General features: G+C 72.2%; 22 protein-coding genes and 1 pseudogene. 11 read left to right on the top strand and 12 right to left on the bottom strand.

Annotation, left to right across the window (positions count from 1 at the left end; genetic code table 11):
* Window positions 1-68: 68 nt before the first annotated feature.
* On the bottom strand, window positions 69-899 hold the full coding sequence (locus FNH09_RS22560) for an alpha/beta fold hydrolase (RefSeq protein ID WP_152890827.1): 831 nt from the start codon (window positions 897-899) through the stop codon (window positions 69-71).
* A 57-nt stretch (window positions 900-956) separates the two neighbouring features.
* Here FNH09_RS22560 and FNH09_RS22555 point away from each other — a divergent pair, with 57 nt between their 5' ends.
* From FNH09_RS22555 to FNH09_RS22535, 5 genes are all read left to right on the top strand, one after another.
* Window positions 957-1,433, top strand: a complete 477-nt coding sequence (locus FNH09_RS22555; protein WP_162468941.1) for a MarR family transcriptional regulator — start codon at window positions 957-959, stop codon at window positions 1,431-1,433.
* Between the two features lie 79 nt (window positions 1,434-1,512).
* Window positions 1,513-2,157, top strand: a complete 645-nt coding sequence (locus FNH09_RS22550) for a dihydrofolate reductase family protein (protein ID WP_152890823.1) — start codon at window positions 1,513-1,515, stop codon at window positions 2,155-2,157.
* Window positions 2,158-2,191: 34 nt separating this feature from the next.
* A complete protein-coding gene (locus tag FNH09_RS22545; RefSeq protein WP_152890821.1) occupies window positions 2,192-2,785 on the top strand; it encodes a helix-turn-helix domain-containing protein in 594 nt (197 codons plus the stop codon).
* 119 nt (window positions 2,786-2,904) lie between these two features.
* A complete protein-coding gene (locus FNH09_RS22540) occupies window positions 2,905-3,825 on the top strand; it encodes a class I SAM-dependent methyltransferase (protein WP_152890819.1) in 921 nt (306 codons plus the stop codon).
* Window positions 3,826-4,019: 194 nt separating this feature from the next.
* Window positions 4,020-4,535 (top strand): AMIN-like domain-containing (lipo)protein, encoded by a 516-nt coding sequence (locus tag FNH09_RS22535; protein WP_152890817.1) that lies wholly within the window; start codon window positions 4,020-4,022, stop codon window positions 4,533-4,535.
* Between the two features lie 55 nt (window positions 4,536-4,590).
* Here the strand turns inward: FNH09_RS22535 and msrA are convergent, their stop codons facing one another.
* Entirely contained in the window at window positions 4,591-5,103 is a 513-nt protein-coding gene (msrA, locus tag FNH09_RS22530) for a peptide-methionine (S)-S-oxide reductase MsrA (protein ID WP_152890815.1), read from the bottom strand.
* A 710-nt stretch (window positions 5,104-5,813) separates the two neighbouring features.
* On the opposite strand from msrA, the gene FNH09_RS22525 reads away from it, so the two are divergent.
* Window positions 5,814-6,134, top strand: coding sequence for a hypothetical protein (locus FNH09_RS22525; protein WP_152890813.1), 321 nt, complete (start codon window positions 5,814-5,816; stop codon window positions 6,132-6,134).
* Window positions 6,135-6,241: 107 nt separating this feature from the next.
* Here FNH09_RS22525 and FNH09_RS22520 read toward each other — a convergent pair whose 3' ends face one another.
* Window positions 6,242-6,943 carry a DUF899 domain-containing protein gene (locus tag FNH09_RS22520; RefSeq protein ID WP_152890811.1) on the bottom strand — a complete coding sequence of 234 codons (702 nt, stop codon included), beginning with the start codon at window positions 6,941-6,943 and terminating at the stop codon, window positions 6,242-6,244.
* A gap of 237 nt (window positions 6,944-7,180) precedes the next feature.
* Between FNH09_RS22520 and FNH09_RS22515 the strand changes: the two genes are divergently transcribed.
* Window positions 7,181-9,454, top strand: a complete 2,274-nt coding sequence (locus FNH09_RS22515; RefSeq protein ID WP_202919729.1) for an FUSC family protein — start codon at window positions 7,181-7,183, stop codon at window positions 9,452-9,454.
* A gap of 15 nt (window positions 9,455-9,469) precedes the next feature.
* Here FNH09_RS22515 and FNH09_RS22510 read toward each other — a convergent pair whose 3' ends face one another.
* From FNH09_RS22510 to FNH09_RS22480, 7 genes and pseudogenes are all read right to left on the bottom strand, one after another.
* Complete coding sequence (locus FNH09_RS22510; RefSeq protein ID WP_152890809.1) at window positions 9,470-10,012, bottom strand: GNAT family N-acetyltransferase; 543 nt, start codon at window positions 10,010-10,012, stop codon at window positions 9,470-9,472.
* A 123-nt stretch (window positions 10,013-10,135) separates the two neighbouring features.
* Complete coding sequence (locus FNH09_RS22505) at window positions 10,136-10,693, bottom strand: dihydrofolate reductase family protein (protein WP_152890807.1); 558 nt, start codon at window positions 10,691-10,693, stop codon at window positions 10,136-10,138.
* A gap of 84 nt (window positions 10,694-10,777) precedes the next feature.
* Window positions 10,778-11,701, bottom strand: a pseudogene (locus FNH09_RS22500) (RNA polymerase subunit sigma-70); the annotation flags it as partial.
* A 33-nt stretch (window positions 11,702-11,734) separates the two neighbouring features.
* Window positions 11,735-13,576: a LamG-like jellyroll fold domain-containing protein gene (locus tag FNH09_RS22495; RefSeq protein WP_238426975.1), complete on the bottom strand. Its 1,842-nt coding sequence runs from the start codon at window positions 13,574-13,576 to the stop codon at window positions 11,735-11,737.
* Window positions 13,577-13,798: 222 nt separating this feature from the next.
* The gene (locus FNH09_RS22490; RefSeq protein ID WP_152890800.1) at window positions 13,799-14,416 is read right to left on the bottom strand and encodes a TOPRIM nucleotidyl transferase/hydrolase domain-containing protein; all 618 of its coding nucleotides are present in this window, start codon (window positions 14,414-14,416) and stop codon (window positions 13,799-13,801) included.
* A gap of 81 nt (window positions 14,417-14,497) precedes the next feature.
* Window positions 14,498-15,211: a class F sortase gene (locus FNH09_RS22485; RefSeq protein ID WP_152890798.1), complete on the bottom strand. Its 714-nt coding sequence runs from the start codon at window positions 15,209-15,211 to the stop codon at window positions 14,498-14,500.
* Between the two features lie 53 nt (window positions 15,212-15,264).
* A complete protein-coding gene (locus FNH09_RS22480; RefSeq protein WP_152890796.1) occupies window positions 15,265-15,756 on the bottom strand; it encodes a sortase in 492 nt (163 codons plus the stop codon).
* A 361-nt stretch (window positions 15,757-16,117) separates the two neighbouring features.
* On the opposite strand from FNH09_RS22480, the gene FNH09_RS22475 reads away from it, so the two are divergent.
* The 3 genes from FNH09_RS22475 to icmF all read left to right on the top strand — a co-directional run bounded on the left by FNH09_RS22475 (window position 16,118) and on the right by icmF (window position 20,458).
* The gene (locus FNH09_RS22475; RefSeq protein ID WP_152890794.1) at window positions 16,118-16,432 is read left to right on the top strand and encodes an ArsR/SmtB family transcription factor; all 315 of its coding nucleotides are present in this window, start codon (window positions 16,118-16,120) and stop codon (window positions 16,430-16,432) included.
* On the top strand, window positions 16,429-16,839 hold the full coding sequence (locus FNH09_RS22470; protein ID WP_152890792.1) for an SRPBCC family protein: 411 nt from the start codon (window positions 16,429-16,431) through the stop codon (window positions 16,837-16,839). Before FNH09_RS22475 ends, FNH09_RS22470 begins: the two co-directional genes overlap by 4 nt.
* Before the next feature lie 367 nt (window positions 16,840-17,206).
* Window positions 17,207-20,458 (top strand): fused isobutyryl-CoA mutase/GTPase IcmF, encoded by a 3,252-nt coding sequence (gene icmF, locus FNH09_RS22465; protein WP_152890790.1) that lies wholly within the window; start codon window positions 17,207-17,209, stop codon window positions 20,456-20,458.
* A 107-nt stretch (window positions 20,459-20,565) separates the two neighbouring features.
* Here icmF and FNH09_RS22460 read toward each other — a convergent pair whose 3' ends face one another.
* On the bottom strand, window positions 20,566-22,188 hold the full coding sequence (locus FNH09_RS22460) for a glycoside hydrolase family 76 protein (protein ID WP_238426972.1): 1,623 nt from the start codon (window positions 22,186-22,188) through the stop codon (window positions 20,566-20,568).
* A gap of 489 nt (window positions 22,189-22,677) precedes the next feature.
* Here FNH09_RS22460 and FNH09_RS22455 point away from each other — a divergent pair, with 489 nt between their 5' ends.
* Window positions 22,678-24,036, top strand: coding sequence for an SMI1/KNR4 family protein (locus tag FNH09_RS22455; protein WP_152890787.1), 1,359 nt, complete (start codon window positions 22,678-22,680; stop codon window positions 24,034-24,036).
* 27 nt (window positions 24,037-24,063) lie between these two features.
* Here FNH09_RS22455 and FNH09_RS22450 read toward each other — a convergent pair.
* Window positions 24,064-25,415 (bottom strand): sensor histidine kinase (locus FNH09_RS22450; protein WP_152890785.1); only part of this gene is annotated, 1,352 nt, incomplete at its 5' end.

The following is a 25,415-nucleotide window of genomic DNA, read 5'->3' as shown; positions in this document are numbered from 1 at the left end:
GCCTGCTCTCCCTCGGACGTCCCGGGGGAGAGCGGGCGCGTTGCCGTGCCGACAGGTCTGCCCCGCGGTCAGAGCGTGCGCAGGAACTCCTCGACGATCGCGGTGAACTCTTCGGGCTTCTCCATGTTCGGGTAGTGCGCGGTGCCCTCGACGAGCACGGAACGGCCGTTCTGAACGGTGTCCGCCAGCCGCTGGGCCGCGGCGATCACGTCGGGGGTGTCGAGAGCCCCGTTCAGGGTGAGCACCGGGACGCCGACCTGCGGCAGACGGGCCCAGGTGTCGGTGACCGGTACGTGCAGGTTCGGCTCGCCGGGGGTGTGCTTGGCGAGCGTGTGCAGGGCCATCTCGCGCAGCCGGCGCGGGACGGCCGGGTCGACGTCGGCCGGCGAGCGGTGCGGTCCGGGGACGTACCCGAGGAACGCTGTCAGCCAGCTCTCGATGTCACCGGCGGCCAGCGCGCGGGCGGTCTCGGCCTGGATCGCCCGGTGCCAGGGATCGGAGTCCTCGAACTCGCCGGTGGAGGCCCCGGCCACGACGGCGGCGCGGACCAGTTCCGGGTGTTCGAGCAGCATGTCGGTGACGACGATGCCGCCCATCGACACGCCCACGAGCGCCGCGGGGCCCGCGTCGAGGTGGCGCAGCAGATCCGCGAGATCGTCCGCCCAGCGGAACGGCTTCGAGGCGTTGGCGGAGGCGCCGTGCCCGCGGATGTCCGCGGCGACCACCCGGTGGGCGCTCGCGAGGGCCGGGACCACCGCGTCGAACACCCGGTGGTCGACGAAACCCGAGTGGAGCAGCACCACGAGATCCCCGGTGCCCGCCTCGCGGTAGGCGAGGTCGCCGTCGGCGGACGCGAAGTGGTTCATGGCCGGGTACTTCAGTTCCGAAGCAACAGTCATGACAACTAAGGTGTCATCTTGGCCCGACTTTGGCAACCAAGGTGTCATGATGGCGGGGTGAACGAGACCGACAGCCCGCTCCCGCCCGACGAACTCGGCCACCGCCTCGTCGAGGTCTTCGACCTCGTCGGCCCCCTCTACCGGCGCGCCCTGCGCAAGGTGGAACAGGGCGAGGCGATCGAGGGCGCCTCGGTCGGCGTACGCTCCGTGCTGGACCTGCTGCGCAGGCAGGGCGACATGACGGTGCCGCAGCTCAGCCGCATCCAGGCGCTGAGCCGGCAGTTCGTGCAGCGCATGGTCAACGACGCGGCGGCGCGCGGGTGGGTGCAGATCGTCCCCAACCCCGCGCACCAGCGCTCGTCGCTGATCCGCCTCACCGAGGAGGGCCGGGCGCTCATCACCGCGGTGCTCGACCGCGAGCACACCCTGAACCGCCAGGTCGGCGGCGACCTCACCGACGCCGAGGTACGGGCCTGCGTACGGGTGCTGCGGGAGATGCTGAGGACGTTCGACCACGTCGACGTGGAGGACTAGGCACGGTCGGCGCGATGAGTTCGGGGCCGCCCGCGGGTCTTCCTGTGGACCGGCACGACCGACTCGTCAGGAGCAGGACATGGGCCTCATCCACATCGAGCTTTTCACCACCCTCGACTTCGTCGGGCAGGCGCCCGGCGGCCCCGACGAGGACCCGGTGGGGTTCCCGTTCGGCGGCTGGCAGGCGCCCCTGCTGGACGAGGTCACCGGGGCCCAGATCGGTGCCGCGTACGAGGGCACGGACGCCCTCCTGCTCGGCCGGCGGACGTACGACATCTTCGCCGCCTACTGGCCCCACCAGAAGGGCGGCGAGGACGGGGAGATCGCCACGCTCTTCAACAGCGTCCCCAAGTACGTGGCCTCCCGCGGCAGGCCCGACCTCTCGTGGGACGGGTCCACGCAGCTCGGCCCGGATCTGGCCGGCGCGGTGCGCGAGATCCGGGAGCGACACGAGCACATCAAGGTCGTCGGGAGCCTCGACCTGGTGCAGACCCTCCTGCGCGAGAAGCTCTTCGACCGTCTCGACCTCTGGGTGCACCCGATCGTGCTGGGCGTCGGGAAGAAGGTGTTCGACGGCGGCGCGGTGCCCACGAACGTCACCCTCCTCCAGCCGCCGGCAGCCGGTCCGAGGAGCGTCGTGCACCTGCGCTACGGGCTCGCCGACGGCACGCCCGGGACCGGCGACATGAGCGCACCCGATCGCGGTATCGGCCGCGACGACTGAAGCGGCCCCGCGTCAGAGGCATACGATATTGCACATGACGCAAGACGCCGGTGAGCTGGACAGCCTGGTCCGCAAACGCATCCGCGCCCTGCGGGTGGCGCAGGGCTGGTCGCTGGAGGAGCTGGCCACCCGGGCCAGGGTCAGCCAGTCCACGCTCAGTCGTATCGAGAACGGCCAGCGCCGCCTGGCCCTCGACCAGCTGGTCACCCTGGCACGGGCGCTGGACACCTCTCTCGACCAGCTGGTCGAGACGGCCACCGACGACGTCGTCTCCAGCCCGATGATCGACGCGGCCCATTCGCTGATGCGCTGGTCCGTCAAGGCCGATCCGGGCATGACCGTCGTACGCCGGCGCATGACGCAACCGCCGCCGGACAATCCCGCCCGGATGCGCGCGCACCCCGGCCGGGAGTGGCTCGTGGTCCTGTCCGGCACCGCGACCCTGCTGCTCGGCAACCGCCGCTTCCGGGTCGAGACCAACCAGGCCGCCGAGTTCCCCACCATGCTGCCGCACGCCATCGGCGCCGAGGGCGGACCGTGCGAGATCCTCGGCATCTTCGACCGGGACGCCCGGCGCGGCCACCAGCGCGACGAGGAGGGAAGCGGACCGAACCGTCCTCCCGAGTGACCGACCCCGCGGTCCGCGGCGCGGACCGCTTGCGCTTTCGGCAGCCGAACGAGGAACCTTCTTGCGTTTGGCGAAACAGGAGGAGCCACCGGCGCCTGACCGGGCCTAGCGTGCAACGTATGACCCACCCCATGCCGCACTCCGGCGCGCACTCCGCACACCCCGCCCACCCGCAGGAACAGCAGACTCGGCACGAGCATCGGCAGCACGAGCACGAGCACGAGCACGAGCACGAGCACGACGCCGACCAGACGGAAGTCCTCGACCTGGATGCCGAAGTGCTCGCCGAGCACCTCGCCTTCCTCACCCGGTGGCTGCCGGTCCAGGAGGCTCCGCGTCACATCGTCGACCTCGGGGCCGGCACCGGAGCCGGCACCTTCGCCCTGCTGGAGTGCTTCCCCGAGGCCCATGTCACCGCCGTCGACTCCTCGGCCGCACACCTGGACCGCCTGCGCACGAAGGCCGGCGCGCAGGGGGTCGGCGATCGGGTGCGGACCGTCCGGGCCGACCTCGACACCGAGTGGCCCGACCTCGGCACGCCCGAACTCGTGTGGGCGTCCGCCTCCGTGCACCACATGGCCGACCCAGCACGCACCCTGCGCCAGGTCCACGACACACTCGCGCCCGGCGGACTGTTCGCCGTCGTCGAGCTGGCGGGCTTCCCCCGCTTCCTGCCCGTGGACGCCCCGGAGGACGCTCCCGGTCTCCTGGAGCGCTGCCACGCCGCCGCCGAACGCCCCCATGCGGCGCATGTGCCGCACCGCGGTACCGACTGGGGCCCCCACCTCGTGGCCGCCGGATTCACCGTCGAAGCCGAACGCACGGTCACCGTCAACGTCGACGGCTCCCGCTCCCCGGCGGTGGGCCGCTACGCCCTGGCGGGACTGCGGCGCCTGCGCGCCTCGGTCGGCGACGAGCTCGCGCCCGGCGACCTCGCCGCGCTCGACCGGCTGCTCGACCCCGTCGGCCCGCACGGCATCCTGCGCCGCGACGACCTCGCGGTACGCACCGACCGCACCGTGGGGGCCGCCCGCCGCTGACGCACCGCCGGACGACCTGGCCCGTGTCGGCGAGGAAGGCCTGAACGGCTGTCAGGAGCCGACACCATCGGGCGGGTGGGGGAGGACCGGGTGGCGAAAACATGGTGCGGGCGGCAGTGCAACCATTCGGATCCCACACATGTCTGTCAGTGTGAAATCGTCTGTCCCCTTCACCAGGAGCATCTGGGGGCGTCATGTACCACCACCCATCCCGCGCGGCCGTCGCCGCAGGCGTCCTACTCACTGCCGTAGGCGCCACGGTTCCCGCATCGGCGGCCACGCTGCCGCAGACGGCGGCCAAGAGTTCCCCGCCCGCCCGCGTCGTCAATGCCCGGTGGGCCGGGCACTGCACCTTCGACCGACTCGTCATCGATCTCGGCGGCGCCACCACGACCGTCGGCGTGAAGGCGGTCAAGGAGCTGCGCTACGACCCTTCCGGGAAGAAGGTCCCCCTCCCGGGGAAGTACTTCCTGGAGATCAGGCTCTCTCCCGCGGTCGCCCACGACAGCGCCGGCAAGTCGGTCTACCGGGGCCCCCGGCTGGCGAAGATCCCGTTGTCCAAGCTGAAGGGTCTCGCCCTGACCGGGGACTTCGAAGGGGTGGTCACCTTCGGCACCGCCTTCCAGACCAAACCCGCGTACAAGGCCTTCAAGCTGCACAGCCCCGAGCGGGTGGTCGTGGACTTCAACCACGCCAACCGCTGCGGTTGAGTTCGCGGGCCCCGGCGGGCGGAGTACCGCCCGCCGGGGCCGCCGGGCACCGTGCTCAGCCCTCCGCGCGGGCGGGCAGCCGCCAACCCGGGCGGGGGAAGTGGCAGGTGTAGCCGTCGGGGTAGCGCTCCAGGTAGTCCTGGTGCTCGGGCTCGGCCTCCCAGAAGGGGCCGACCGGCTCCACCTCGGTGACCACCTTGCCCGGCCACAGTCCGGAGGCGTCGACGTCGGCGATGGTGTCCTCGGCGACCCGCTTCTGCTCGTCGTCCACGTAGTAGATCGCCGAGCGGTAGCTCAGACCGATGTCGTTGCCCTGACGGTTCTTGGTGCTCGGGTCGTGGATCTGGAAGAAGAGCTCCAGGATCGCGCGGTAGTCGGTCACCTCGGGGTCGTAGAGGATCTCGATGGCCTCCGCGTGGGTGCCGTGGTTGCGGTACGTCGCGTTCGGCACGTCGCCGCCGGTGTAGCCCACCCGGGTCGCCGTCACGCCCGGGAACCGGCGGATCAGGTCCTGCATCCCCCAGAAACATCCTCCCGCCAGCACGGCCCTCTGCGTCTGCGCTGCCATCTCAGCCCCTTCGATCTCTGTCGCGCCGGTCGGCCGGGCCGCTCTGCTCGCGGACACCGCCGACACACCGCATTCTCCGCATGCCTCAGCGCCTGCGGCCTGCGAACAATTCCCTGGCGCCCAGCCACCTCGCGTACGGACGGATGGTCATACCGCTGTGTGGAAAGTTCCGCCGTATGCGCTAGAATCGATCTTGAGCTGGTCACCGCAACTGCGGACGACCGGTGTCGCGTTGGTGGTCCAAGGAAAGACGCCCCGCTTCCTGCGGGGAAATGCAGGTGCAAGGCCTGCCCGGCGCTCGGATCGATCACAGGGCCCGTCCCGCACACGCTGCGGGACGGGCCCTGTGCGTTGCCTGCTCGGCGGCGGAGTGCACCCGTTGCATTCAAACGGACATCTTTGGTGAAAAAGGTTTAATTATTCATTCGTCGCCCAAGGTGACGATTGCGGCCAAATGGGATTAGGCTTTCTGAGTGAAAGCCGCGACGCGCGGTACGCCCGTCGGGGAGGCTTCGCCATCACAGCGGAGCCGGCCGGAGTGTCCGTCCGCGACAACTCAGGGTCACGCCTGAAGACGTCGCTGGTCGGGGCGTGCCTCAGGAAACGGCGTGGTGAGCCAAGAGACCGCTGCAATCCTCTGCCATGTGCGGCGGCCATCCACCTCGCTTCTCCCTGTCGGGAGCGCGAGAGACGATGAGAGGTAATTTCCCATGCGATCACAACGCGCGAGGCGCGTCTTCGTGATGTCCGTTGCCGGTCTGCTCATGGCCGGTGGCGCGGCGGTCGGCGCGGCGGGCACCGCTTCGGCGAGCCCGACGCATGTCCCGACGCAGGTCTCCAGCTACAGCAACCACGGCCACGGGTGGGGTTGGGGCGACGACGACTACGGCTATGGCGGCTGGGGCGGCTACGGCGGCTATGGCGGCTATGGCGGCTGGGGTGGCTACGGCGGTTACGGCGGTTACGGCGGCTATGGCGGTTACGGTGGCTATGGCGGCTATGGCGGCTACGGCGGCGGCTGGGGCTGGTGACCCTCGGATCTGCGGCTGATCCCCGTAAGGGGTGACAAGGATGGTGTGCGGCTCCCGACTGTGTCGGCGAGCCGCACACCTGCGTCCGTGCCGTCGTGGGCGGCTGTCTATACGGTGTCAGGGCCGTAGAGCGCGGCGATGTCCTGGGAGCCGGCCCACCGGCTGTAGGTGGGTGACTGCGGCCAGCCGTCGGGCGAGTCCTGCCACTCCTCCTGCCGTCCGTAGGGCAGCAGGTCGATGAGTGCGAAGGTGTGGGTGAGCTGTTCGGTGCCCCGGCCGGTGGTGTGCCAGGTGCGGTAGACCGTGTCGCCGTCGCGGAGGAACACGTTGACGGCGAAGCCCCCTCCGGGCGGTGCGCCCACGTCGGTGCCGAACGTGCTGTTCGCGGTGGAGTACCAGGGCATCTTGTTCCCGACCCGCCGCTTGTAGGCGAGTGCCTCCTCGATCGGCCCCTGGGTCACGACGACGAAGCGGGCGTCGTAGGCGTCCAGGAACCCCAGCCGGGTGAACTGTGCCGTGAACCCCGTACAGCCGGGGCACTGCCACTCCTTGTCGGGGAACCACATGTGGTTGTAGACGATCAGCTGGCTCCGGCCGTCGAACAGGTCGGCCAGCCGTACCGGCCCCTCCGCGCCGTCCAGGGTGTAGTCGGGCATCCGCACCATGGGCAGACGACGACGCTGGGCGGCGATCGCGTCCAGTTCCCGGGTCGCGGCCTTCTCCCGGGCACGCAGTGAATCGAGTTCGTGCTGCCAGGCGTCGGCGTCGACGACGGGTGGCAGTGCGTGGGTTTGTGCGCTGGTCTCCATGATTCCTCACTGGTCGTGTGCGATGTGGGTGGTGTGCAGAGGCAGACCCCGTCGGTGCCGTGAACTCATCGGTCCGTGCGCTCGGGCCGGGCCGGTATCGGTACCCGTGGTCGGGCCGGCGGCGGTCGTGGGTACGTCGGGGGTGGCCCGGATGCGCGCACGCTCGCGCCGGGAGGTGCCGGGCGGCCGGGGGTGCGTGATCCTGTAGGGGTGTGTGGTGCCCGTGCCGGGCGGAGTTTGGCGGCCTATGCCGCCTCGGGCCGCCGGGCGATACGCCTGACCCTCGTCGTCGCGGCCGGCTTCTACTTCTTCCGCTACGGCCTCGACCGTCCCGTCGCGGCCACCTACGCCCTGTTCTCCGTCGTGGCGCTGGGCGGACTCGCCAGGATCCCCGGTACCGGGCGGCAGCGGGCCGCGGTGGTCGTGGCCCTGCTGCCCGTGTGCTGGCTGCTGGTAATCATCGGCACCTGCCTCTCGGTACGGACCTGGAGTGCCGTCGTCGGCATGCTGGTGGTCGGCTTCGCACTGGCGTTCGCCGCCGTGGGCGGACCGCGCCCGGCCGGTGCGGCGCCGGGCCTGCAACTGCTCTACATCCTGCCGTCCTTCCCCCCGTACGACCCCGGCTCACTCGGCGATCGGCTGATCGGGACGACGACGGGGCTGGTCCTGTTCGCCGTCGCCGAGGCGCTGATCCTGCCCGGCCCCACCCCGCCGCCGTACCGGGAGCGGGCCGCCCGGGCGGCCGACACCGCCGCGCGCTGCGCGGCACTTCTCGCGGCTGCGCCGTACACCCTGACCGCTGCGGATGTCCGCGCGGCCGGTGAGGCCGGCCAGTCCCTGCGGGCCGTGACGGTGCCGGAGGCGGAACGCCCGGCCGGGCCGGGCCTGCACCACCGCGCCCTCGCCCACACCGGTCTGGCGACCCGTGCGCTGCTCAACCGGCTGGCGCAGTTGCCCGCCGCGCCGGGCGGCGTCCCGGGACCCGAGGACTCGGCCGTGCTGAGCGCGGCGGCGCGGCTGGCCACGCAGAGCGCGGGCTGCCTGCACGCGGGACCGTCGCCCGTGACGGCGTACGAGGAACTGGCCGCGGCCCGCGCCCGGCTGTCGGCCTCGTCCGCGGGCCCCGCCGGTGACGCTGCTGGTGCTGGTGCTGGTGCTGGTGCTGGTGCTGGTGCTGGTGCTGGTGCCGGTGGCGCGGCCTGCGGTCCGGGTGCCGCTGGTGCGGGCGGCTGCGGGCCTGCCGACGGGGCCGGTCCCGGGCCGGCCTTCCCGCCCGCGGTACTGCGCCGGCATGCCGCCGTGCTGGAGGTCGCCGACGCCGCGCTGGCCATGAGCACGGCGGCCGATCTCGCGGCACACGGGCGCCGGGCCTCGGTGAAGGTGGCGCCGGGGCGCTTCTGGTACGCCGGGACCTGGCCCCCGCTGCTGTGGTGGCACCGGCTGCGCGGCCACGCCGGACGCCGGTCGGTGATGTTCCAGAACTCCTGGCGCATCGCCCTGGCCCTGACCGCGGCCCGGTTCGTGGCCGGCGTCGACACCCTGCCGCACGGCTTCTGGGCCATGCTGGCGACGCTCACCCTCACCCGGACCACCCTGGACGAGACCTGGCACACCATCCGCCGGGCCCTCGCCGGCACCCTCGCCGGCGCGCTGGTGGCCGCGGCCCTGCTCACCCTGGCCGGAACCGACACGGTGGTGTACGTCGTGGTGCTGCCGGTGTGGATGCTCTTCGGCTTCACCGTGGGGCCGGTCAAAGGGATCGGCTGGGCCCAGGGCCTGTTCACCGTGCTCGTGGCCCTGATCTTCGCCCAGCTGGCACCGGCGACATGGCAGCTGGCGGAGGTCCGGGTGCTGGACGTCCTGGTGGGCAGCGCGATCGGCGCCGTCTTCGGTCTGCTCGCCTGGCCCCGCGGGGCCCACGACGAGCTGCGGTTCGCGGCGGCGAGTCTCCTGCGCAGGGCGGCGGAGATCGTGGTGGCGACCAGTGCCTCGGTGGCGCAGGGCGGGGCCGCCGGGGCCCCGCCGGGGGCGCCCGGCCACGGCTCGCTGCGGCACGCGGTCGTCCTCGCGGAGTCCGCCTACGCGCAGTTCCAGAGCGAGCCGACACCGTTCGGCGGCGGGCGGCGCGCGGTGGCGATGCCCGAGGTCGACTGGCAGGCGACGCTGATGGCCGGGCACCACACGCTGTGGGGGTCCGAGCGGCTGTCACAGGTGGCGCACCCCCGGCTCGGCGCGGCGGCGGCCGGGTCGCTCGACGCCCTGGGCGACCGGGTGGCCGGGCGGATGCTCCAGGTCTCGGCGGCGTTGGACCCCGGCGGTGACACCCCGACGGCCCCCCTGCCGTTCATCGACCCGGCTTCCCCCGCGTTCGCCGCGGAGCCGCCCGGCGCGCCGAGGCTCTACTACGCCACCGTGTCGTGGCTGGAGTCGCTGACCCGCGATCTGGCCCGGATCGCGCACAGCGACCCCGGGCCGGCCCACGACAGGCCGGACACGGGGACGCCGGAGTAGTGCCGCGGCACCAGGTCAGGGGCGGTTCAGACCCCACGTCTGGAGGACGAAGGGCCGCCCCTTCTCCTCCCCCTTGATCAACGGTACGTCGAGCAGTTCGAAGCCCGTTCTCGTGGCCACGGCGACGCTGGCGGCGTTCTCCGCCTCCAGCTCCAGGATCACCTGCCGCGCGCCCAGCTGTTCGAAGGCGTACGCGGCCATCACCCGCACCGCTCGCGCGGCCAGCCCCTGGCCGCGGTGGGCCGGGCCGACCGCGTAGCCGATCTCAGTGCCCTCCGGGGCGCGCCGCAGCATCACCTCGCCGAGCGGCGCGCCGCCGTCGAGCGTGATGGCGAGCAGCATGACCGAGCCCTCCGCCCGCAGCTGCCGGTCCCGGTCCAGCCGTGCGCGGGCGGCCGCTTCGTCGAAGGGGGAGACGAGGGGCGTCCAGTACGCGATGTCCGGGTGGTCGAACAGAGCGGGCATCGCGGCCACGTCCGCCTCCGTCCAGTCGCGCAGGACGAGACCCTCCCCGGTGAGCTCGATCCGGTCGGGAAAGGGTGACGTGGGGCTGCTCATGACGGGGGGGACCTTTCTGGCCTGGTGAGGACGAGGCAGGATATCCGGCGACGATCGTCGTACGATCCGATTTTCGCGCGGGCCCCGTCCTGCGAGGTCACGACGACGACCTCGCGGGGGCCGTCACCGAGAAGGCCTCCGATGACGGGTGAGGACGGCGGCGCCGATCTGCTCCGCCGCCAGGCACCGCAGTTCCGTGGGCGGGGTGTCGGCCGGGAACAGACGGTGGCCGCTTCCCAGGACGGTGGGGAAGGTCAGCAGCCGGTACTCGTCGACGAGGTCCTCGGCCATCAGCTGCCGTACGACGCCCAGGCTGCCGGTGACGACCACGTCGCGCCGCTCGCGCTTGACGGCGTCGAGGAGGTCGCCGGCGAGGATCCGGGAGTTGGCCCAGGCCGACACGTCGGTCAGGGTGCGGGTGGCGACCAGCTTCGGTACGGCGTTCATGCGCCGGGAGAACGGGTCGTCGCGGTTCGGCCACAGCCGGGAGAACAGCTGCCAGGTCCCGCGGCCGAGCAGCAGGACCCCGTCGTCCAGGGTGCTGCCGAGCCGGAACTTGTCGCCGGCGACCGCTTCCGGGCCGTGCCGGAAGGCCCAGCCGCCCAGGGGTGTGCCGCCGGACCCGTCCGGGTCGGAGACGATCCCGTCCAGGGTGGTGAACTCGATGACGACGACGCTCATGACGAGGTTCCCTTCGGTTGAGTGCTCACCGGTACATACCGGCGGCACCGTCCCGACTCATCGCGCGCGGCGGAAACCGCCGACTCAAATCTCGGACGGCAGGCAGAAGGCGCCCAGGACACTCGGATCGGCGAACACGACGTTGTGCGCGACGCGCCCGCCGGCGACGGTGAAGACCTGGACGGTGTGCAGCTGGTGACCGCCGCCGGGCCGCGGCGCGTACGCGGCGAGCGCGGGCTGTCCGTTGGCGGTGAGTTCCCGTGTGCGCCAGCCCGGTCCGCGCATCCGGAACACCCGGTCCATGAACAGGCCGTACGCCCGGCTGCCGCGGTACCACAGCGCGACCGGCGGCATCTCCAGGACGACGTCGTCGGCCAGCAGCCGCACCAGCGCGGGCACGTCGGCCGCCTCGAAGGCCTGGAGGTACTTCCGGACCGTCGCGCGTGCCCCGCTGTCGCCGGGCTCGGGCAGCTCGCCGGGATCGCCCGCGGCGGCGAGGGCGGCGCGGGCGCGTTGCAGCGCGCTGTTGACCGCCGCGACCGAGGTCCCCAGCTGTCCGGCGACCTCGGCGGCCGAGAACTCCAGCACCTCGCGCAGCACGAGCACGGCGCGCTGCCGCGCGGGCAGGCACTGTACGGCCGCCACCCAGGCCAGCCGCAGGTCGGCCCGTACGTCCACGTCGAACCGGGCGTCCGGGAACGGCTCCAGCCAGGGGACGTCGAGCGCCGGTGCGAGCGGTGCCTCCGGATCGTCGCTCGGCGCCCCCAGCCCGGACGGCAGCGGCCGCCGCCCGCGTCCCTCCAGCGCGGTCAGGCACACGTTGGTCGCGATCCGGTACAGCCAGGTCCGTACCGAGGCACGTTCCGGGTCGTACCGGTCGCGGGCCTTCCAGGCGCGCAGCAGCGTCTCCTGCACCAGGTCCTCGGCCTCGTGGAACGAACCGAGCATGCGGTAGCAGTACGTCAGCAACTCGCCCCGGTACGGCTCGTACTCCATCCGGGCATCATGCCGTACGGGGTGACGCGTGGGCGGTGCGGAGCGTTACTCGCCGGGCAGCATGAAGTCGGCCGGGGCGAGGGCGCGGTCGACGATGCGGGTGTCCCCGATCCAGCCGTAGAAGCCCTGCCCGAACGCCTCGGCGAACTGGGTACCGCCGACGACGAAGGGCTTGCCCAGCGTCTCGATGCCCGTGGCCGGCTGGGACGGGTTACGGGCGATCCTCGAGCCGTCCACGTACATGATCGTGCGGCGCCCGTCGTTCACCACGGCGATGTGGGTCCACCGGCCGACCGGGATGGCGTGGCTCCACGTCGTCGGGTCGGCGTCCTGCACGTCCGGGTAGAGCACGAACTGGAGGAACCGCTCCGGTGTGACGTTGAGGCTGCACGTCGGCTCCTCCGTGGACCAGCCGGTGGTCTTGCCCGCGTCCCCGTTGCGGCCCTCCCAGCTGAGGATGCCCATCCAGGCGTGGTCGCCCTCGAACGGGTCGGGAAGCTTGACGAAGGTCTCGATCGTGAATCCCGCGCGGAACTTCAGGCTGTTGAGCGGAGCCGTGGCTCTCGTGGTGAGGATCGCGCCGCGGTCGGGGTTCTTCCCGCCGCCGAAGCGCAGGCTGGCGTGGGCGGGCTGCTGGGTGTGGTGGTCGGCGGACCAGGTCAGCACGTCGGCCGCGCTGTCGTGCAGCAGGCTCACCGCCAGGTCGTTGCCGTTGCCGGTGAGGTCACGGGCCACGGTCCCCGCGGGCAGCGCGGCACCGGGACGGCCGGCGGCGGGCAGACCGGCCGGGTCGAAGCGCCAGTAGGCGACCGTCCCCCGGGGCATGACGCGCTGCGCGGGACGGGGCTTCGGCGGGGTGACCGGGGCGAACCCCTCGAAGCGGCTCGCGAAGTCGATGTCGAGGGTGAACCGGTCCGCCTGGCCGGTGAGTTCGACGGTCTCCGCCTCCAGCGGTGTCCTGTCCTGCGCCGCCTTGCCGAGGAACCAGGGAGAGAACGTCTGCACGTCGACGACGTTGCGCACCGTGTCGAAGGCGTAGAGCCGGATCATGCCGCCGCCACCGTAGTAGCGGTCCTGGTAGTTGGTGATGTGGACGTGTACGTCCCGTCCGGCGTCGTTGGTGAGCACCGTGCGCCCCGGAGGCCAGTAGTGGCCGCCCAGCGCGAGGAAGATCTGGTCGTTGCCGCGGATGATCCTGTCCCACAGCCGTTGTCCGTTGTCGGACAGGTGCGCCTCGCCGCTGTCCTCGGCCCAGGCGATGTCGTGCGTGGTCAGGACGACGGGCAGGGTGGGGTGCTCGTCCAGGACCCCCTGCGCCCACGCCAGCCCCTTGTCCGAGGCACGCCAGTCGAGGGCCAGCACCAGCCAGTCGCGGCCCGCCGCCCGCAGGACGTGGTAGCTGTTGTAGCCGTCGGGGGAGGCTCCGCCGAAGGTCGGCATGCCCGCGAACCGGCCGGGGCCGAAGGCCCGCAGGTAGGCCGTGTCGCCGCGCTGGTCGTCCGTACCCGACGAGATGTCGTGGTTGCCCGCCAGCACGCTGTAGGGCACCTTCCCGTGGATCGTCCGGAAGGTGTCGGCGGCGAGGTGGATCTCCTCCTCGGTGCCGTGTTCGGTGACGTCCCCGAGGTGGGTCATGAACGCTATGTTCGCCTCGGCGCGCTCGGACGCCAGATAGTGGAACGTCGCCCGCAGCGGCTGCGGGTCGGCGCTGTCGGCGTCGAACAGGTACTGGGTGTCGGGCAGTACCGCCAGGGCGAAGCGGGGACTCTCCGCGTCGAAGCGGTGCCCGCGGGACGCGGGTGCGGCCGCCGTCGCACCGGCCGCCTCGGTGCCGAGCAGCGACGTGGCGGCTCCGACCGCGGGGACGGCGACCGCCGCCCGCAGCATCGTACGGCGACCCGGTCCTGAGTCGGTGGGCTTGCTCACTGCGATCTCCTCGCGCTCGATACGCTCCTTCGTCGGCGTTGATCGTGCGCGGTGACGGCAAGCATTCGGCGACGCCGGTCTGAATGCGCGACACATGGAACAGGTCTGAACCACTACCCGGGGGTGCGGACCGCCGCGGCGACCCTCCGGCCGTCGTCGCCGCGGTGCTCCGCGGTCACCGGGTCACAGGCTCGCGAGGAGGTCGTCGAGCGGGGCCGGCACCTGTTCGGGGGCGAGGGCCTCGACCAGGAGACGGCCGTAGCGGATCTTGCGGCCCTTCTTCGTGCCGAGGAAGCGCCGCAACTGCCCGTGCGGGGGCCGCCCGTGGTGCGCGGGCTGGTGCCGGAAAGTCTGCCAGGCACGCAGGTCGCCCTCGGCGCGGACGATCTCCTCGACCCGCGCGGTGCCCAGCGCGCGGATCAGCTCGTCCTCCAGGTCGCTCACGCACACGAAGAAGCCCGCGTGCGGTGCCCCCGCCCGCTCCAGAGCGCGCTCGTAGAAGCGCTGCTCGCCCGCGTCGCACAGCCCGGTCAGCCGCAGGCCGAGGCCGGGCGGCCCGAGCAGGGCCGCATAACGGCCGACGTTCATCGCCCCGCCCATCGGCACGGCGCACACCCCCTCGGCGGCCAGGTCACGGCCGCGCCGGGCGGCCAGTGCCTCCACGGCCGCGAGGTCACTCGCCCCCTCCAGCAGCACCGCCGTCCGTATCCCCAGCCGCACCGCCAGATCGGTCGCCGGCCCGCCGGGGCCGCCGGTCGCCCAGCCGTCGACCGCGTCCCGGAACGCCACCATCTCCGCCATGGTGGGAGTCTGCACCTCCGGCGGCGGCACGGCACGGGATTATCCGGCGGCCCCCGGCGGCTCGCCGCGCAGGCCGGGGGCTCAGTCCGACTTCTTCGACCCGGTGAGCGTCGCGTAGACCACGATGTTCCGCTGGTACCCGGCGCCCCTGACGTATCCGGCGCAGGTGATCAGGCGGAGTTCGGGCCGCTCGGAGCGGCCGTAGACCTTCTTGCGGGGGAATCTGTCCTTGTCGTAGGCCTCGACGGCGTCGACGGTGAAGACGGCCGTGCGGTGGTCCGCGCGGCCGACCTCGATCGTCTCGCCCTTGGTGAGGGTGCCGAGTTCGTAGAAGACGCCGAGGTCGCCGGCGGGCGTGTCCACATGCCCCACGGTCACGGCCGTGCCTCGCGAACCCGGTGCCGTGCCCTCGCTGTACCAGCCGGCGAGGTGGGCGTCGGCGGCGGGCGGCGGCCGCAGCACTCCGGCCTTGTCGAGGTGCAGCTTGGTGAAGGGGGCGTTCACATGGATGGCGGGGATACGGATCCGTACGGGCTGCGCGCGCGGCAGCGGCGGCACGCCAGGGGGTGCCGCCGAGGCGGTGCCGCCTGCCTCCGGCGGGGCGAAGGCCTGCTCGGCGGACGGCTCCGGGGGTGACTGCGTGTCGTTCAGGGCGCCGAAGATCAGCACACTGCCGATCACCAGCGCCAGGGCCAGAATCGTGGCCGGGGGGACGAACCGGTGCGGGGGAGCGCAGGTCCTGCGCCCGGGTCCCGTCCCGGTTCGCCTTCTCGACTGCGGCCGGATGCGGTTCATGCCCGCGGTCCTCGGGGTTGTGCTGCCGGGCCGGTGCGGCGGGAGCTGGGCGGTCAGCCGCGGACGCCGTGCGGACGGCGGCGCATCCTGACCACATACCCGGCGCCGGCCGCGGCGACCAGCGCACCGCCCACGGCCAGCTGCGCTTGGTTGTCCCCGATGTCTCCGAAGCCCGCCGCGACGGCGCCGCCCGGCTCCCGACCGCCGATCTCGTACGTATCCGTGATCATGGTCTTGGGCGGGCACTTCACGGTGACGGTGTCGGTGCCGAGGTCCTGCCCCTCGGGGATCGTGAACTCGCCGGTGAGTTCGCCCTCGTGGTCGCCCTCGAAGAGCTGGAACGATCCGGCCGCCTTCGACTCGCCCTTGCCGAAGGTCTCGCCCGGAGCGCAGCCCGTGGCGGTGACGGTGACCGTGGAACCCGGTGAGCCGTCGCCCGGGTTGATGCGGAGATGAGAGTCGCCCGAGTCGGCGAAGGCCGGACTCGCCAGCGCCAGGACACCGAAGAGAAGGCCGATACCGACGCCAATGGGGTTGTTTCGCATGAGAATCCTCCAGAAGTGCAAGGGTCGGCCTGTCTGTGCAGTGCCCCTGTGGGCTCTACGGTCGAGGAAATCGACACCCCGTCAGCTCCGCAACACGAGTCGTCGGCGTGCGCGTCGCCCGGACAGGCGAAGCCGGGGCGCTTGTTGATCCGTTTGCGCAGGTCGCCGGAGCGCGAGTCGGCGCGGTGCGCGTGCACCCGCAGGGCGGCGGATGGGCTAACGACCTCCGTCGCGGCCGGGCTCCCGCGCCCGGTCGCGGGTGTGCGCCCTCGGCCCGCGCCCCAGGATGCGTGCCGCCGTACCGGGGACGCCGCCGGGTCGCGCGTTGACGCGTCGGAGATTTCCGACGTAACGTTGTGGCATGCCGACCGACGTGTTCGCCGTCCTGGCCAATCCGGTGCGCCGCAGGCTGCTCGAAAGGCTGCGGGAAGGGCCGTGCTCCGCGAGTGAGCTGGCCGGGATGTTCGAGCTCGGAAGGCCCGCGGTCTCCGAACACCTTGCGGTGCTCCGTGCCGCCGGACTGGTGCGCGAGGAGCCGCGCGGCCGGCACCGCTTCTACCACCTCCAGGCCGACCGGCTGGCCGAGGTGGGTGAGTGGCTGCACCCGTTTGAACAGTATTGGCGGCAGCGCCTGGAGGCGCTCGCCGATCTTCTGGACGAGGAAGACGACACATGATCGAGAACGACACGATCACCTGCGAGAAGTTCCTGCCCCACCCTCCGGCGAAGGTGTGGCGGGCCCTGACCGACCCCGAGCTGCACGCCCGCTGGTGGGCGGCCGGCGACGTCAAGCCCGTCGTCGGGCATCGCTTCACCCTCGACATGGGCAACTTCGGCCTTCAGCCCTGCGAGGTGACCGAGGTCGACGAGCGGCGGCTGCTGGCCTACCGGTTCGCCGAGGGCACGCTCGACACCACCGTCACCTGGGAGCTGCGGCCGGAGGGCGAGGGCACCCGGCTGGTCCTCACCCATGCGGGCTTCGACCTCGACTCCCCGATGGGCCGGCAGGCGTACGAGGGTATGGGCGAGGGCTGGCCGCACGTCCTGGCCCGCCTCGGCGCCGTCCTGGACGAGACCGCCTGACGCGGGGTCCCGCCGGGCGTGTCTGGGGCGGTGGCGGGCCCGGCACCGCTAGCTTGGTGATCCGGGCCCTGCCGAACCGTGTACCTGACCAGCGCGGTGCGGGAGGGCCTGTTTCTGCCTGCTGCCTGTTTCTGGCTGCCTGCTGCCTGTCGCCTGTCATTGGCCGGTCGTTCGCCGGGGCGGTGCACATTCTGTGGTGATGTGGGTCACAGGGGCCTGGCCACCCTTGCCCGTGGACCGCGATCGGCATTTACTTGGAAGTCCTAGTAGTTATACGTACGGTGATTCTTGGCCTACTCGTGTGTCCGTGTGCCCGCGCGGTCCCGGGACGCCGCACCCAGGCGTTGCAGTTTCCTCAGGAGGGCATATGTCCATAGCCGAGCCGGTCCGGCCTCCGCTGTACCGGGCCAAGCACCCTGTCCGCTTCGTCACCGCGTCGGCGTTGTTCGACGGCCATGACGCGGCCATCAACATCATGCGGCGGATTCTCCAGGCCCAGGGTGCCGAGGTGATCCACCTGGGGCACAACCGGTCCGTGCAGGACGTGGTGGACGCGGCTCTGGAGGAGGACGCGCACGGCGTGGCGGTCTCGTCCTACCAGGGCGGCCACATCGAGTACTTCGAGTACCTGGTGAAGCTGCTGGGCGAGGCGGGCGCGGGCCATGTGCGGGTGTTCGGCGGCGGCGGAGGCGTCATCGTCCCCGAGGAGATCGCCCGGCTCGCCCGGTCCGGGGTCCGGATCTTTTCTCCGGAGGACGGGCAGCGCCTCGGACTCGCCGGGATGATCAACTCGATCATCGAGGAGTGCGACACCTCCCTGTGGCGCCAGGCGCCCAGCGAGCTGTCCGCCGTGCTGGCCGGTGACCGCCACGCGCTCGCCCGCATGATCAGCGGCCTGGAGGCCGGCTATGTACCGGAGGCGGAACTGGCGGTGCTGCGCGAGGCCGCCGCGGCGCGCGATGTTCCGGTCCTGGGCATCACCGGTACCGGCGGCTCGGGCAAGTCGTCGCTGACCGACGAACTGGTCCGCAGGCTGCGCACCGACCAGCACGACCGGCTCCGGGTGGCGGTGCTGGCGGTGGACCCGACCCGCCGTCGCGGCGGCGGAGCGCTGCTGGGCGACCGGATCCGGATGAACAGCCTGGACGGCGACCGGATCTACTTCCGGTCCCTGGCCACCCGCGGTGTCCGCGAGGTCCCGGAGGCGCTGTCGGACGTCATCGGCGCGTGCAAGGCGGCCGGGTACGACCTGGTGATCGTGGAGACGCCGGGCATCGGACAGGGCGACGCGGCGATCGTTCCGTACGTCGACGTCTCGCTGTACGTCATGACACCCGAGTTCGGTGCCGCCTCCCAGCTCGAGAAGATCGACATGCTGGACTTCGCCGACGTGGTCGCGATCAACAAGTTCGAGCGGCGCGGCGCGGCCGACGCCCTGCGCGACGTCGGCCGGCAACTGGTGCGCAACCGTGAGGCGTTCGGCTCCCGCCCCGAGGACATGCCGGTCTTCGGCACCAGCGCCGCCACGTTCAACGACGACGGTGTCACCGCCCTCTACCAGCGCCTCCGGGACCTGCTGGCCGACCGCGGCCTGACGACGGCCGAGGGCGCGCTGCCCGCGGTGACGGTACGTCACTCCAGCGGCGCGGCGCAGATCGTACCGGCGAGCCGCGTGCGCTACCTGGCCGAGACCGCCGAGACCGTGCGCCGCTATCACACCGATACCGAGAGCTGGGCCGAGCAGGCGCGTCGGGTACAGCAACTCGACTCGGTGTGCGCGCAGTTGAGCGCCGCCGGGCTGCCGGTGGCGGATGTGCAGGGGCTGCTGGAGCAGGCCCGGCACCACCTGGCGCCGGAGGCACGGACGCTGCTGGAGCAGTGGCCGGCGACCAAGGAGGCGTACTCCGGCGACGAACTGGTGGTCAGCGTCCGCGACCGCGAGCTGCGCACCGAGCTGACCCGCGAGTCGCTGTCCGGGAGCCGGATCCGCCGGGTGGCGCTGCCGCGCTACTCCGACGCCGGGGACCTGCTGGGCTTCCTGCGCCGGGAGAACCTGCCCGGGTACTTCCCGTTCACCGCGGGCGTCTTCCCGTTCAAGCGCGAGGGCGAGGACCCGGCCCGGATGTTCGCGGGCGAGGGCGACCCGCAGCGCACCAACCGGCGCTTCCACTACCTCTCCAAGGACAGCCGGGCGACCCGACTCTCCACCGCCTTCGACTCGGTGACGCTGTACGGCCGGGACCCCGGCGAGCGGCCCGACGTCTACGGCAAGGTCGGCACCTCCGGGGTGTCGGTGGCCACGCTGGAGGACATGAAGGCGCTCTACGCGGGCTTCGACCTGGTCGCGCCCACCACCTCGGTGTCCATGACCATCAACGGTCCGGCCCCGACCATCCTGGCCTTCTTCCTCAATACCGCGATCGACCAGCAGCTGGACGCGTTCCGGGCCGAGCAGGGCCGCGAGCCGTCCGAGCAGGAGGCGTCCGAGGTCCGTGCGCGCACGCTGGCGACCGTGCGCGGCACCGTCCAGGCGGACATCCTCAAGGAGGACCAGGGCCAGAACACCTGCCTGTTCTCCACCGAGTTCAGCCTGCGGATGATGGCCGACATCCAGGAGTGGTTCATCGCCAACCAGGTGCGCAACTTCTACTCGGTGTCCATCTCCGGCTACCACATCGCCGAGGCCGGGGCGAACCCCATCAGCCAGCTGGCGTTCACCCTGGCCAACGGCTTCACCTATGTCGAGGCCTACCTGGCCCGGGGCATGGACATCGACGACTTCGCCCCCAACCTGTCCTTCTTCTTCTCCAACGGCATGGACCCGGAGTACTCGGTCCTGGGCCGGGTGGCACGCCGGATCTGGGCGGTCGCGATGCGCGAGCGCTACGGCGCGAACGAGCGCAGCCAGAAGCTCAAATACCACGTCCAGACCTCGGGCCGTTCGCTGCACGCCCAGGAGATGGACTTCAACGACATCCGCACCACGCTCCAGGCGCTCATCGCCATCTACGACAACTGCAACAGCCTGCACACCAACGCCTACGACGAGGCGGTGACCACACCGTCCGAGGACTCCGTCCGGCGCGCGCTGGCCATCCAGCTCATCATCAACCGCGAGTGGGGGCTCGCCATGAACGAGAACCCGCTCCAGGGCTCGTTCGTCATCGACGAGCTCACCGACCTGGTCGAGGCGGCGGTCCTCGCCGAGTTCGAGCGGATCAGCGAACGCGGCGGCGTGCTCGGCGCGATGGAGACCGGCTACCAGCGCGGCCGCATCCAGGACGAGTCCATGCTCTACGAGCAGCGCAAGCACGACGGCACGCTGCCGGTCATCGGCGTCAACACCTTCCGCAACCCGCGCGCCGCCGACGAGTCCGCCACCACGGTCGAACTCGCCCGGGCCACGGAGGCGGAGAAGCAGTCCCAGCTGGAGCGCGTCGTCGACTTCCAGGACCGGCACCGCGACCCGGCGCAGGCCGCCATCGCCGCGCTCAAGGAGGCGGCCACCAGCGGGCGCAACGTGTTCGAGGTCCTCATGGACGCCGCCCGCGTGTGCTCGCTCCAGCAGGTCACCGAGGCCTTCTTCGAGGTCGGCGGCCAGTACCGGCGCAACGTCTGACCCACTGCCGCCGACCGGCCGCCCCGCACCGCGCGGGGCGGCCGGTCGGCGCCGTGCTGTCCGCTGTCCTGCGAGCAGCGCGTGGGTGTCGCGCCCGGGGCCGGTCGTCAGCCCGCCGCGGCCGTGAGCGCCGCGAGAGCGCCGGCCTGGGTGCGCCAGTCCGTCTGGTTGGGAGGGGCCCCGGCCCAGCGTTCGCCGAGGGAGTTGAGGGCACTGCGGTCCTGGGCCCACAGCGTGTCCGCCTGCTTCTGGACATAACTCCGGTAGGCGGCGGAGCCGGTGGCCCGCGCGAGGTCGGCGAAGTTGCGCATGAAGACGCCCTTGAACTGCTTCTGGTTGTCGTCGCAGGACGCCGTGCCGAGGTCGCAGGACTCGGTCAGCACCCCGTCGCGGGTCAGCGCCGGGCTGCTCAGGGCGGCGTCGGCCAGGGTCCGCGCGGTGGTCAGCAGCGAATCGTCCCCGGTCGTCCGCCACAGCTCGGTGAACGCGCCGATGGCCAGTCCCTGGTTGTAACTCCACACGGTGCCGCCGTTGTTGGCGCAGGAGGCGGTCAGTCCGTCGTTCACCAGTCCCGAGGAGCCGATCAGCCCGCTGGACCGGTACCAGGCGGCGGCGGTCCTGGCCCGCTGGAGCCATACCGTGTCGCCCGGGAGGCGCTGGTGCAACGCGGTGGCCAGCCACAGGTACTGACCGTTCGTCACCGCGTTCTTGTAGGTGCGTTCCCGGTCCCACCACACACCGCCGCCGCACGTGCCGGGGTCCCAGTACTGCTGGATGTAGCCGGCGATGGTGACGGCCTCGTCGAGATAGCGGGAGTCGCCGGTGTAGTCGTACGCGTCGATCCAGGCGATGGCCCACCAACCCGAGTCGTCGATGGAACGGCTGATGAAGTGGCCCTCGATCGCGTCCGAACTGCGCACGCCGGCGGCGAAGACGCCCTTGTTCTGCGCGTAGGTGCGCGCCACGACCCAGTCGTAGTCGTGGGTGCCGGTGGTCCCGGCGAAGTCGACGAGGGCGGTGAGGGTGGCGGCGGAGTTCCACCAACTGCTCGGCCACCAGCCGTTGTAGGGGTCGTACGCGGACATCAGCGCGTCGGCGGCGGCGCGGGGCCTGGTCGGCGCGGGCCTGGCCCATGTCGTGCAGCTGCCCTCCTGGTGCCCGGCCGCACGGCCGCAGGCGCGTACCGCACCGCCGTACAGCAGGCCGCGCGGGTCGCGGGTGGCGTACATGACCGTACGGGTGCCGGTCGCACCGCCCGGGACGGCGGTGCGGCCGAGGGAGGAGCCGTCCGGCCAGGTCGAACCGCCGTCCCAGGAGCGGTCCAGCCAGATCTCGTCGCCGCCTGCCCCGGATTCGACGCTCGCCCAGGCCATGGCGTTCCGCTGGTCGAAGTGCAGCCGGATGGTGCGGCCGTACAGCGTGGTGGACGGCACCGGCTGGTCGTCGCCCGCCGCCCGGGCGGCGTCGGTGCGGTCGCACAGCACGTCGCAGACGGTGGGGTAGGTCCAGTCGGTGCAGCCGACGGCGGCGGCGTCGCCGCAGGCCCGGACCAGCCCGCGGCGGTGGCCGCGCGGGTCGGTGACGTTGTACATCAGCGTTCTGGTGCCGGTCCAGGTCCCCGGTATCGAGGCCTTGCCGAGCAGCCCTTCCCAGGTGGCGCCGCCGTCCCAGGAGCGGTCCAGCCAGACCGAGTCGCCGGTCACTCCTTCGTCGATGCTGGCCCACGCCATGTCGTCCGCGTCGGAGACGTGCAGTTCCAGGCGGCGGCCGTTGAGGTTCTTGTCCGGCACCGGAAAGCTCTCCTGCCGGGCCAGCGAGGGGTCCAGCGTGTCGCAGGCCAGGACGCACACCTGGCCGGCGGCCTCCGCGGGCGCGGCCGCCGGGACGAGCGCCGCGCACGCGAGGACGGCCGCCACCAGGAAGTCGAGGAACCGTGAGCCGACAACGATGTCGGAGCTGCGCAAGAACACCGGTACTCGCCTCGATCCACGCTGGGGGATGCCGGTCGGCAGGGCGTGGCCGACGGCCCGCGACGAGCCGGGCGGCAGCCGATCCTGGTCCGTACCTGTCTTCCCGGCAGTGAACCGACGTGGCGGGTCCCTGTCAATCGGCACAACAGGCCTCTACGGCACGGAAGTCGAGGGCGGCAGTCATGGCAGCACCGAGGTGCCGGCCCGGCGACCGCCGTCGATGTCAGTGGCTCACCGTACGGTGTGCGCATGGTTGATCGAGACGATCCGGTGCCGTCGCTGAACGACTTCGCGACCTGGGCCCCCGTGCTGCGGCTGCTGCGGGACAACCACGCCGACGGGCAGGCCGCCCGCACCGGCCGCGTGGCGGGAAGCATCGGCAGGGACGGCTGGAGTCTGCCGCTGCGGGGACGGATGCCGGAGTCCGGTCGCGCCGCGGCGGAGCGGGTGCGGTCGGTGCTCGCGGACACCGGTGTCGAGGAGATCGCGTTCACGGCGGACATATCGCCGAGCGGCAGGACCGAGCTCCGGCTGCTCGCGCTGAGCCCCGCCGTGGATCCCGGGATCGGCACCCCGCACCCGGGGGCGCTCCGCCTGGTCGAGGGCGCACTCCCGCAGCCGTGGCGCGTCCTGCCCGATCCGGCGCCCGGGGCGGTGCCTGCCCCCTCGGCGGACCCGGTACTGCTGGAGCGGACGCTGCGTGAGCGGCTGCCCGACGCCATCGGCGCCACGGAGGCGGAGATCGCCGCCGCGGAGGCACGCCTCGGCGTGACGCTGCCCGAGGAGCTCAGGGCGATCTACCGGGTGACACGGTCCCGTTGGGAGGACTGGGGTGACGACTACGAGGCCGCGACCCGTCACTGGACGGCAGTCGGCTGTGAGCTCTTCGGGCTGGACGACCTCTACATCGCCGACGCGGAGTCCCGCCCGTGCCGATGGGAGTTCGCGGCGATGGAAGCGGTCGACACCGCGCCCGACGCCGCGGTGCAGGGCGTGGTCGGTTCACCCGGCTGGATCGCCTTCGGGGACAACGGCGGTGGCGACCGGCTGGCCGTCGACCTCACCCCAGGCCCGGCCGGACACCTGGGACAGGTCGTCTTCCTCAGCCACGAGGAGAACATCGGCGCCTCCCTCGTCGCGGACTCGTTGACCGACCTGGTGACGAACCGGCGCGGCCAACGCGCCAGGAGCTCGGGCGGAGAGCGGCCGTCGCCGGTGGCGTACGTCAACGTCCGCCGCCTGCCGAGCATCGAGGCCGCCGCCCACCCGGGCCTGGAGGTCCTGTCCATCGGCGTGTGGGACGATCCGCCGCTGAGCCTCGCCCCGGTCGTCGGGCTGCCCCGGCTGCGGACCCTCAGCGCCTACCCCGGCACGCTCGCCAACCCGCTGGAGATCGTCGGCCTCACGGAACTGGAGTTCCTGGAGATCGGTCCGGACGACTGGCGTGTCCTGCTCGACGCGGGAGCCGTCCCGCGCGGCCTGTCGGCCGCCGCGGTCCTCGTGCGCGGCACCCAGGACGTGCTGTCGACCGTGTCCCTCGCCAACGAGATCCTGGCCCTCTGGAACCGTCCCCCGATCATCCAGACGGTCCTGGAAGGCGAACTGTGAACACCGCCGCGCCCGACGCCGACCGGCTCAGGACTCCTGGGCGCGCATCGCAGTCGTGTGCGCGGGCGTGGGGACGCCCGTCGCGGGCAGGCTCAGTTCGAAGAGCGCGCCGCCGGACGGCGACTCGGTCGCGGTGAGCGTGCCGCCGTGGCGGCGTGCCACGTCGCGGGCGATGGCAAGGCCCAGTCCCGCGCCGCCGTCGTCGCGGGCGCGCGCGTCGTCCAGTCGTACGAACCGCTCGAAGATCCGCTCGCGTTCGGCGGCCGGTACGCCGCTGCCGTCGTCCGCGACCGTGAGGACGATCCGGTCGCCCCGGGCCGTCACGCGCACGACGACCTCGGCGCGCGCGTGCCGCTGGGCGTTGTCGAGCAGGTTGCCGATCACCCGGGTCAACTGACCGCGCGAACCCGCCACCTGGAGTTCCTCGTCGGCGTGGAGGGAGACCTGGGTGCGGTCGGCGGGGCGGTGCCCCAGCTCCTCACGGACCAGTTCGCCCAGGTCGACGCGCCCCTGCCCGGGCCGCTCACCGGCGTCGAGCCGGGCGAGCAGCAGCAGATCGGCCGCGAGGTGCTGCAACCGCTCGGTGTCCTTGACCGCGCCCGGCACGTCCAGCAACTGCGGGTGAGCCGAGCCGACTTCGAGCTGGGTGCGCAGCGAGGCGATGGGGCTGCGCAGTTCGTGGGAGGCGTCGGCGACGAAGCGGCGCTGCCGGTCGACGGCGGCCTCCAGCGCGGTGAGCGTCTCGTTGGTGGTGCGGGCCAGCCGGGCCACCTCGTCGTGCGAGGCGGGTTCCGGTACCCGCCGCGAGAGGTCCTCCGAGGCCGTGATCGCCGCCATCTCCCGCCGGATGCCCTCCACGGGCGCCAGCGCGCGCCGGGTCACCAGCCAGGTCACGCCGCCGACGACCAGCAGTACCAGCGGCAGTCCCGCCAGCATCGCCACCGCGGCGCTGCGCACGGCGCTCTCGCGGGCCGCCAGGGAGGCGCCCGCGTGGACGAGCACCGTCCGGCCGCCGAGATCCGTGGCCTTGACGGTGGCGAACCGGTACGGAGCGCTGCGCCCGTCGACCACCGCGTGCCCGGAGCCCTCCTGGACGGTGTCGCCGATGGTCCCGATGGCCGGGTCGTCCGCCTGGGGCGCCGGGCTGCCGACGGAGCCGTGGTCGTCGGCGCCATGGTCGTCCGTACCGTGGTCGTCCGAGCCGTGGCTGCCCGAACTGCTGTCGTCGGAGGCGTCGTCGCTGCCGCGATCCTTGTCCCGGCCGCGGCGGCCGCCGTGGTCGTCGGCCGCCCCGGCGCCGAGCAGGGTGGCCGCGGCCGGGGTCGGGGTCGGAGTCGGGGAAGCGGAGGGGGACGGCGACGGGGAGGAAACAGTGGGGG

Source organism: Streptomyces adustus (assembly GCF_009377175.1).
Lineage (GTDB): Bacteria > Actinomycetota > Actinomycetes > Streptomycetales > Streptomycetaceae > Streptomyces > Streptomyces adustus.
The sequence above is the reverse complement of the archived record's forward strand: the minus strand, read 5'-3'. Positions and strand labels throughout refer to the sequence as shown.